A 9330-nucleotide genomic window follows, 5' to 3' on the forward strand; every position below is an offset into this window, starting at 1 on the left:
CGTGGTGGAAACCCTCAACGTCGACATCAACCAAATCAACATGCTGAACCAGCAGGGCGTCGTCAACCTCAACGAAACCTTGAAAGACTGTGATGCACTCTCGCAACAAGCCAGCCGTTTGAAGCAGTTGGTCGATAGCTTCAAGATCTGACATTCGTTCTGCAACGCGCTGGATAAGACGTTGTGGTGATGGGACAAGCCCGCTCACCACAACCTCAGCTGAGCAATTGGCGTACGTTATCCAGCGCGAAACTGTTTAAAACCCTGCAAAGCCTCGACGTTTGTGTCGACGGGCTCGGTAATGATTACCATCGTGTAAGAACTTCTTGCGCAGCGATCCCAGGCCTGTGCCCGTCATCTCGATGTGCGACAGGGCAGGAATAAACAGCAGACGATCGTCACTGATGACTCCGTGGGGGTGCCGTGCGGATTGTTGATCAAGGTATCGGGTTGAAGTTGTGCCATAAGGTTGCTACCTGCAACCCATTGGCGCAGCCCTTTGTGGCTTAAAGCGAGCACTGGGCTTCCATCTACAGCGGCTCTTTCTCGTTACTCTGCTCCAGGCCGTTCAGGTAGAGCGTAATGACTTCCATCCCTCTCATAAGATGATTGCGTAAGGTCAGAATGCTTTCGTCGACCTTTTTTTGTGCGACCAGGTTCAGCAGTTCGCTATGGTCCTCCTGAGAGATCTTGCACAGTCCCATGGCTTCAAGGTTGAAGCGCAGGAACCGCTCCTCTTCGTTCAGGCCGTGTTCAACCAGCTTCAATAGCCGCTGGTTGGGCGCCTTGCCATACAAGGCCATGTGGAACAAGCGATTGAGCCGGCCAATTTTGGTGTAGTCGGTTTCGTGTTCAAGGGCAGCGATGTAGCCACCCGCTTGGGTGATGTCGTCATCCGTGAGCAGCGGGATCGACAAGCGCAACGCTTCGGACTCCAGAAGAATTCGCAGAGCGTAGGTCTCGGCTGAGTTGTCTTCTATTAGTGGCGCAACCACGGCACCTTTATGGGTAACGACATGCAGCAGTGACTGTGCCTCCAGTTGGCGCAATGCCTCACGCACCGGCATCCGGCTCACTCCGAACAGGCAGGCCAGTTCTTGTTGGCGCATTGCAGTACCGCAGGGCAGGCGACCATCCAGGATGGCGTTGCGCAATGTTTCTTCAATTACGGAGCGAGCGAGGTGGGCGGGAATGGGTCCGCTGACGTTGATGCTGCTCAAAGGGTTCGGCTTCTGCGTCACGACTACGCTATCCTCCTTTATTAGAATGGGTTTTATTGATTGGATCCAATGCACACTAGAGCTTGCATGCAAGCTTGTCAAACAGGCAAGGTTTTCGTTTGTAAGCAGCTTCATGACCCTTTATATCGTCCCACATCGCGGTTTGGCGACGTCTTACAGACCTCGTGCCAATAAGCTTGGCGGGCCAGGGATGATTGCACCGTGCCATTGTTTTTTGCCGGTCGAAGCTTCACCATCGCTTGATTATCCGTCTCTCTCTACGGACTGAACGCATTGGCGGTACGTTTTATTTCCTCCTGGATCGTGTGCTGGCTGTTTTCAGCACTGCTGCTGGCTGGCTTACTGCCTGGCGGGTTGCATGCCGATTGGGATTTTTCCCAGATCAGCCGCCGGGCCACCGACCTGTACGGTCCGCTTGGTGCAGGCCAGCAGCGCATTGACGACTGGCAGCGGCTGTTGGCGACGCAAAAGCAGGTCAGCGAGCTGGAACAGCTCAAGGTGGTCAACCTGTTCTTCAACAAGCAGATGCACTATGTGGAAGACATCGACCTCTGGCATCAGGTGGACTATTGGGAAACTCCCATTGAAGCGTTATGGAAGGGGGCCGGGGATTGCGAAGACTATGCAGTCGCCAAGTATTTCAGCCTGCGTCACCTGGGCGTCTCCAGCGACAAATTGCGCATTACCTACGTCAAGGCCTTGCGTCAGAATCGAGCCCATATGGTCTTGACCTATTATTCGACGCCAGACGCGATGCCGCTGGTGCTCGACAGTCTGATCGATGACATCCAGCCCGCCAGCCAGCGGACCGACTTGCTGCCCGTTTACTCCTTCAATGCTGAAGGCTTGTGGCTGCCGGGCGCCAAGGGCAACAAAAAAGTAGGCGACACCAAGCGCTTGTCGCGCTGGCAGGATGTGTTGAAAAAAATGCGTGCGGAAGGCTTTCCAGCCGAGCCTGCCATCAAGGAGTAACCATTCAGATGTCTCTGTTCAAACAACTGTTGATCGCTATCTGTCTGTTCCTGGTGGTCGCCTTCAGTGGCAGCTTCATGGTCAGCCTGGAAAGCTCGCGTACCCAGTACGTGAATCAGTTGCGCTCCCATGCGCAGGACGCGGCGACGGCGCTGGCGCTGTCCCTGACGCCCAATATCGACGACCCCGCCATGGTCGAGTTGCTGGTCAGCTCGATCTTCGACAGCGGCTACTATGCGAGCATCCGCGTAGTGGATCTGACGAATGACCAAACCATCGCCGAGCGCAGCGGTATCCCCGACAACAACGGCGTGCCGAACTGGTTCGTCAAGCTGATCGGCCTGGAGCCGGCCGGTGGCGACGCTCTGGTCAGCCGTGGCTGGGAACAGGCGGCGCGGGTCGAGGTGGTCAGCCATCCGATGTTTGCCCTGGCCAAACTCTGGCAGAGTGCCCTGGGCAGCCTCGGCTGGTTGCTGCTCTGTGGTGCGGTAAGCGCAGTGCTCGGTGCGCTGCTGCTGCGCCGGCAGTTGAAGCCGCTCGATTACATGGTCAAGCAATCCCAGGCCATTGCCCGTCGCGAGTTCCTCAGCCTGCCCGATCTGCCGCGCACGCCGGAGCTGCGGCGGGTGGTACAGGCGATGAACCAGATGGTGGAAAAACTCAAGGCGCTGTTTCAGGAACAGGCCGAGCGCAGCGAAAAGCTGCGGGTGGAGTCTTATCAGGACACCCTCACGGGTCTGGCCAACCGCCGCTATTTTGAGATGCAACTCAACGCCCGGGTCAGTAACCCTGAGGAAACCAGTTCCGGTTATTTGCTGCTGCTGCGGGTCAAGGACCTGGCGGGCCTCAACCAGCGTCTGGGCGGGCAGCGCACCGACCAGTTGCTGCAGGCCGTCGGTGAACAACTGCTGCGCCAGTGCGAGCCGTACCCGGAAACCCACAATCTGGTCACCCGTATCCGTGGCGGTGAGTTCGCGGTGCTGGCGCCGGGGCTGATGCGTGAAGAGGCGCTGCAACTGGCGCAAAACCTGGAAAGTACCCTACTCAGCCTGCAAGCCACCGGGGCCAGCGACGTCACACCGGTTGCTTGTATAGGCCTGGCCCCCTTCACCCACGGCGACTCGCCCCAGGCACTGCTGACACTGGCCGACCAGGCCTTGGCTCAGGCTGAAACCCAGGGCGATGTCAGTTGGGTCTGCCTCGACCACGCCGCCGCCGCCAGCGTTGGTGACGACCACCATGCCTGGCACACGCTCCTGGACCGGGCCTTGACCCAGCAGCGCTTTGAGCTGTATTTCCAGCCGGTAGTAGCCAGCCAGGATACGCAACTGATCTTGCACTACAAAGTCTTGTCCCGCTTGGTGGATGACCACGGCCATACCATCCCGGCCGGGCGCTTCCTGCCCTGGCTTGAGCGGTTCGGCTGGTCGGCACGCCTTGACCGGTTAATGCTGGAGCTGGTGCTCAAGCAAATGGGCAGCCACGAACACTCACTGGCCTTGAACCTGTCCGCTGCCACGCTGGCCGATCCTCAAGCCCTGAACCGGGTCTTTGACCTGCTGCGTCAGCATTCCAACCTAGGCCCGCGCCTGACCCTGGAAATCGGTGAAGAACAACTGCCCGAACAAGCGGTGCTGGAGCAATTGACCCATCGCCTGCGGGAATTGGACTTTTCCCTGAGCCTGCAGCGTTTTGGCGGGCGCTTCAGCATGATTGGCAACCTGGCGCGCCTGGGTCTGGCGTACTTGAAGATCGATGGCAGCTACATTCGCGACATCGACCAGGAAAGCGACAAACGTTTGTTTATCGAAGCCATCCAGCGCGCCGCCCACAGCATCGACCTACCGCTGATTGCCGAGCGGGTGGAGACCGAAGGTGAGCTGAAGGTGATTCGCGAGATGGGGATTTTTGGTGTGCAGGGGCAGTTGTTTGGCGAGCCGGCGCCGTGGCGCTAACAGGCGACACCGCAGGGCTTATGTGTGGCACCGCGGGCATCTCGTAGCAGTTGTCGAACTCCAGCGAGGCTACGTCGCCCGCAACGCCGCCATCAGATCAGACGCCAGCACCGAGTCGCCTCCAGCGCAGCCTCGCCAGCTGCGAGAAACAGCAGCGGCTGCACAATGCGCGTACATACACAGGCAGCGATGGCTGTGGGTCACCGTAGTTACAGAGACCTCAGATCAACCCCGTCTCTTCATCATCGATCAATTGACTCAGCCCACCCAGCGCTTCCCGCGCCTGGTTACGGTCCAACAACTTGGCCTGGGCCGCCGGCGGTAGGTCGGTCACGCTGATCACCCCTTTTCGGGTCAGCACCTGAATCAAGTCGTCGAGTACCCGGATCATCTCCAGGTCGCTCTGCTTGAGCTGATTCAAGCTGGTCTCCACCACTTCATTGGCGTACCAGTCCTGGATCTCATGATGATCGGCCGGCAGCGTTTCTGTCGACTCGGCGAAGGCGGCCGCTTCCACGCGAATCAACACGCCTTGCGCATCACGTTGCACGTAAAACATAGAAATCCCTCAGGAATAAGTAGCACGCAGTCAGCAGCATAGGCTAACGGTGCAGGTGTGGCCGTGAGTATGCGGTGCAACCGTCACCCAGAGCCAGTGACGAGGCGCCAATGTGCATCGGCCGCCCTGGGTGGGCGGCCGATGAACCTCGTCTTAGACGGTGTGATCGATCTTGATGGTCGGATCGGCACCGGAGATCAGAGAGTTGATGCTGGTGTGCGACCAGTCATTGCCTTCCAGCTTGATGGTCACATCCGCGTTGGCCAGGCCGCCGGTAGCATTGAGCTTGCCTTCGCTGCTGACCTGCAGGGTCGATACACCCTCCACGGTGGTGATCTTGAGGAAGTTGTCGATGGAGCTGTCGGTTTCACCCTTCAACAGATCCCGCAGATCAATCCGGTCGCCTTCGGATGCCTTGAAGTCCTTGATCACATCGTTGCCGACGTCACCGGACTTCCACACGAAGGTGTCAGCACCCGAACCACCCATCAGGATGTCGTTACCCTGACCGCCGATCAACGAGTCCTTGCCGGTGCCGCCCAGCAGAATGTCATTGCCCTTGCCGCCATCGAGATAGTCATTGCCGCCCTGGCCGAACAGGATGTCATCGCCCGCGCCGCCCAGCAGGCGATCGATACCGTCCTTGGCGCCGGACACGTCGAAGTCGGTGTAGTGCTCGGTGATGTACTTATGCACATCCTGGCCGGTGACATTGGCAATCCCGGTCTTTTGCGAAACCAACGATTGCAGTGCGTCGTAGCCTTCGCCCGTCACGCCGCTGAAGCTCACCAGGTCCCCGAAGATGATGTCATTACCATTACCGCCGTTGACGTTGTCGGCCCCCGGCAGTGTTGCTTCGGTGTGGCCGAGGATGGCGTTGGCCAAGTCCTTGGGATCGATATTGGTTTGGGGCTTGCCGTCGGAGTCGTACGGGGACAGGTCATTGAGGCTGACGTTCTTGTTCAGGCCGATGGCTTCCACCCCGGAAAGCTTGCTCAACGCTGTGAAGCTGGCGCTCGAGCCGGTGTTTGCCTCGTCAACGTTCCACCAGTTGTCATAACCAGTGCCGGCGAGTCTGGAGAACTCGAATGTGCCGTCGCCCTGGGCGTGTACCTGGCCTTTGTAGGAGTACCCACCGCCGTTGGTCGACAGATACAGGTCGCCATTCGTCTCGACTTTGATCGTATGGCTTCTATCGATCTCCAGGGTATAGGCCTGGCCAATGGTGTAGTTGCTGGCGAGCAACACGTCGTCGAGTCGCACATTGCCGTACAGGGACGGGTTGTTCGATTCGCTCGACTGGTAGAACGTCGGTTGGCCATCGGTGATGAAATACGTCATGTTGGTGGCGCCGCTGGCGCTGGCCTTATTGGCCAGAGCCGTGCTGCTGTTGAAGAAGTTGCTCGTGGCCTTGAACACGTCTTCGTAGTTGGTACCGCCACCCGACACCATGGAATTAAGCACGGTCATGAGCTTGTCCAGGGCGCCTGTTTCCTTGAGGTTGACCGAAATCGATTGGTTGACCCTCTCATCAAAGTCAGCCAGGAAAATATTCACGGTACCTGCACCGGTGGTGCCGATGCTCTTTTGCAGTGTCTCGAATACTGATTTCAGCGATTTCTGCGCCGCCAGGACCGAGTCATCGTTCATGCTGCCCGAGCTATCGACCATGAAGGCGATGTTGTAATTCTGGCCCTGGACCACATGCAGGCCGCCGATATCCGCGACCATGATGTCGTTGCCGTCGGTGCCATTGAGCGTGTCGCTGCCCGAGGTGCCGGTCACTTCGTGGTAGGTCGATGGGTACACCACAACCGGGATTTTCGCGATTGTGTCCGCCGAGCCACCCAGTGATTCGGTGGACGTCGACGTCACGGTCAGGTCGAACTTGCCGCTGGTGTAAGGCGCAGGCTTGAGGGTCAAGGTGGCCAGGTTCCAGCCATCCAGAGTCGTCGTGCCATTGGTCGCCGTTGCGGTAAAGGTATGCCCGGCACCATCACTGAGCACTGCACCGGCTGGTACGCCGCTGATCTTCACGCTCAAGCTTTCCGAACCGTCAATATCAGACAGGCTGGTGGTGACCTTGGACAGGTTCACCGTGCCGTTTTCCTGGCCTTCGTTGAGTTTGTAGCCCGTGTAGTAACCGTCGCCGTTGCTGCCCTGCAGGTCGGAGACGTTCACGCCGGCATTGATCAGGTCGGTAACGCCGGTGTACAGCGGCACATTGGCCTTGCTCAGGTCGACCGCGGTCGCGCCGTTGATCGACAGGTTGACGTCGTAGCTGCCAGGGCCTGACTGGTTGGCGTGGTAGATTTCGAGGCTGTAGTACCCGCTGACGGTTGGGGTAAACGTGCCGCTGAACTTGCCGCTGTTGTTGCCCCACGTGGCGCTGGCCACGTTCGTACCGCCAACGTTGACCAACAGGCTGTCATCGCCGGTACCGCTGAAGGTGTAGTTCTTGCCTGCTTCCATGTAGATCAAACCGGACGTTTTCGAGCCAGCGGTGGCCGCTACGTCAGAGGAGGACTCGACATTGGTCACAGTGCCCTTGGTATTCGCAACGCCAGCGTTATCAATGGCGTTTTTCAGCACATCAGCCGCAGCACCATTGCCGTTGTTACCCAAGCCGGAAATGCTGTTCCAGCTTTCCTTGATCAGGCCTACGGAGTTGACATTATTGTCCGCCACCGCGAGGTTCGGCGCGTCGGCTATCGGTGTAATGTCGACTTTCACCGTCGCCGCGTTACCCAGTGTTACGCCATCGGTAGGCTGGAACTTGAACTGCGCGTAATCCGCCTGTTTGTTGCCCATGCCGGTGCCGCTGTAGCCGTCGGTCCCGGATTCGTTGGTGCCTGACAGGAAGCGCAGCTTGCCATCGTCGATCTGGGCCTTGGTGAAGACCTGGCCGCTGGTCACGTTAGTCCAGGTAACGCCATCCGCCGCGAGGAACTGCAGCTTCCCGGCCACCGGCAATTCGGTGACTTTCACCCCAAGGTTGGCGGCAGGCGAGTCGACATCGGTGATACCGAAGTTCGACCAGAGCAGTGCCTTGCCGATATCTTCCTGGCCGGTAATCGCGCCGCCGGTCGCTACAGGCGCATCGTTGACCGCAGTCACGTTGACCGTGGTGGTAGCCGTGTTGGAGTAGTTGCCGCCATCGGTGACCTTCACCGTAATGATCCGCGGCGTGGTGCTCGGGTCTTCACTGTTGTTGCTGAAGGTAATGTTCTTGATGCGCTGCATGTAGTCGGCCAGCGTCGCCTTGCCTTCAAGAACCAGAGTGATGGTGCCCGTCTGGTTGTTGGGGGTGATGGTGATGCCACCGACATTGATACCCAGGTTCAGTACGTCACCTGCCTGAGCGTTGGTCAGGATCACCGTGGCACCGGTGAGCATGGTGCTGTCCGGGTCGGTGATGCTGATATCGGTGTCGGCAATCGACACGCCAGGGCCTGCGGCGCCTTCAGTAAAGGTCACCTTGTAGTCTGCACCGATGACGCCGCTGGAGTTGTTGGCGTCCAGGTCGAGAACCGGCGGGGCGTCATTGTCGATGATGTTTGTGTTGGCGCTGCCGGTACCGATCACCAGATTCTCGAAGTTGCCGCCAGTGGTCGAGGCGATCTTGACCACGAAATTCTCCGTAGTCTCGGTCAGCTTGTCATCGAGGGTTCTGATATCAAACGGCACACTGCTGGCGCCGGCCGGGATCTTCACGGTGTACACGCCGCTGAAGTCCGAACCGTCGATGGCGGTGCCGCTGTAAGTCAGCGTCACGGTAAGTTCCGTGCCGGCCGGGTTGGTCAGGTTCAACGTGTAGTGCGCAGTGTCACCCTCATTGACCGACGTGTCGCCGGTAATGCTCAGGGTGGTCTGGGTACTCACATCGGTCACTTTGGTGACCGCTGGCGTACCGTCGAAGGTCAGGTGCTCGTACTTGTCCGCGCCGCTGACCAGCGTGGCGATCGTGGTCGACACGTTGGTGCCGCCGGTATACGGGTCATTTGGCGCGGTAATGCTGGTGGTGCCGAAGGTTTTGCCGTTGCCGATGGTAATAGTCTCGCCATTGGCCAGCTTGATCACCAGATCGGAACCGAGGTTGGTGACTGCAACATTATTTTTGCCCACCAGGGACGCGGTGTAGACGATCTGACCGCCTTCATCCACGGAGATCGTGGCTTTGAGCTCCACGGTTACATCGTCGATGGTGTCTTTGATGACGGTATCGGCTGCGCCGCCGACGATTTGCAGCTTCTCGAAGTTACCGCCAGCGATGCCGTCTGGCTTGATGGTGGCCGAGACGGTGCTTTCATCTTTGAAGACGTCATCGGTTGGAGCGTCGAACTTCGTTTCGCCGGAGAACTTGCCTTGTTCAATGGTGATTTTTGCGCCATTGCTCAAGGTAACGGTCATTGGGCTGCCAGCGGCGTGGCTCAGCGTCGCGGTGTAAGTAACCTGGCCGCCTTCGCTGACTTCACCGGAGGCGGTCAGTTTGATGGTCGACGGAGTTTCAGTGTCGATAACGGTGGTGCCCGCCGGCTTGTCGCTGACGGTGAGTTTTTCGTACTTGTCGCCGCCGCTGACCACTTGGGTAATGGTGTTGGAG

The 9330-nt window shown here is 58.6% G+C and carries 5 protein-coding genes and 2 pseudogenes; 3 read left to right on the top strand and 4 right to left on the bottom strand.

Annotation, left to right across the window (positions count from 1 at the left end):
* Window positions 1–151: hypothetical protein (locus tag ACZRKZ_RS27485; protein WP_463983193.1), on the top strand; the 151-nt coding region annotated here is incomplete at its 5' end.
* A gap of 153 nt (window positions 152–304) precedes the next feature.
* Here ACZRKZ_RS27485 and ACZRKZ_RS27490 read toward each other — a convergent pair.
* Both ACZRKZ_RS27490 and ACZRKZ_RS27495 read right to left on the bottom strand, forming a co-directional pair.
* Window positions 305–465: pseudogene (locus tag ACZRKZ_RS27490) on the bottom strand (SRPBCC family protein); the annotation flags it as partial.
* Window positions 466–530: 65 nt separating this feature from the next.
* Window positions 531–1241 (bottom strand): GntR family transcriptional regulator, encoded by a 711-nt coding sequence (locus ACZRKZ_RS27495; RefSeq protein ID WP_463983192.1) that lies wholly within the window; start codon window positions 1239–1241, stop codon window positions 531–533.
* Window positions 1242–1514: 273 nt separating this feature from the next.
* Between ACZRKZ_RS27495 and lapG the strand changes: the two genes are divergently transcribed.
* Together lapG and lapD are read left to right on the top strand one after the other, a co-directional pair.
* The gene (gene lapG / locus ACZRKZ_RS27500) at window positions 1515–2213 is read left to right on the top strand and encodes a cysteine protease LapG (protein WP_463970653.1); all 699 of its coding nucleotides are present in this window, start codon (window positions 1515–1517) and stop codon (window positions 2211–2213) included.
* A gap of 8 nt (window positions 2214–2221) precedes the next feature.
* Window positions 2222–4168, top strand: a complete 1947-nt coding sequence (gene lapD / locus ACZRKZ_RS27505) for a cyclic di-GMP receptor LapD (protein ID WP_463970654.1) — start codon at window positions 2222–2224, stop codon at window positions 4166–4168.
* A 220-nt stretch (window positions 4169–4388) separates the two neighbouring features.
* Here the strand turns inward: lapD and ACZRKZ_RS27510 are convergent, their stop codons facing one another.
* Together ACZRKZ_RS27510 and ACZRKZ_RS27515 are read right to left on the bottom strand one after the other, a co-directional pair.
* On the bottom strand, window positions 4389–4727 hold the full coding sequence (locus ACZRKZ_RS27510) for a tryptophan synthase subunit beta (RefSeq protein ID WP_350617076.1): 339 nt from the start codon (window positions 4725–4727) through the stop codon (window positions 4389–4391).
* A 153-nt stretch (window positions 4728–4880) separates the two neighbouring features.
* A pseudogene (locus ACZRKZ_RS27515) lies at window positions 4881–9330 on the bottom strand (LapA family giant adhesin); the annotation flags it as partial.

It is taken from the genome of Pseudomonas sp. c313 (assembly GCF_055407145.1).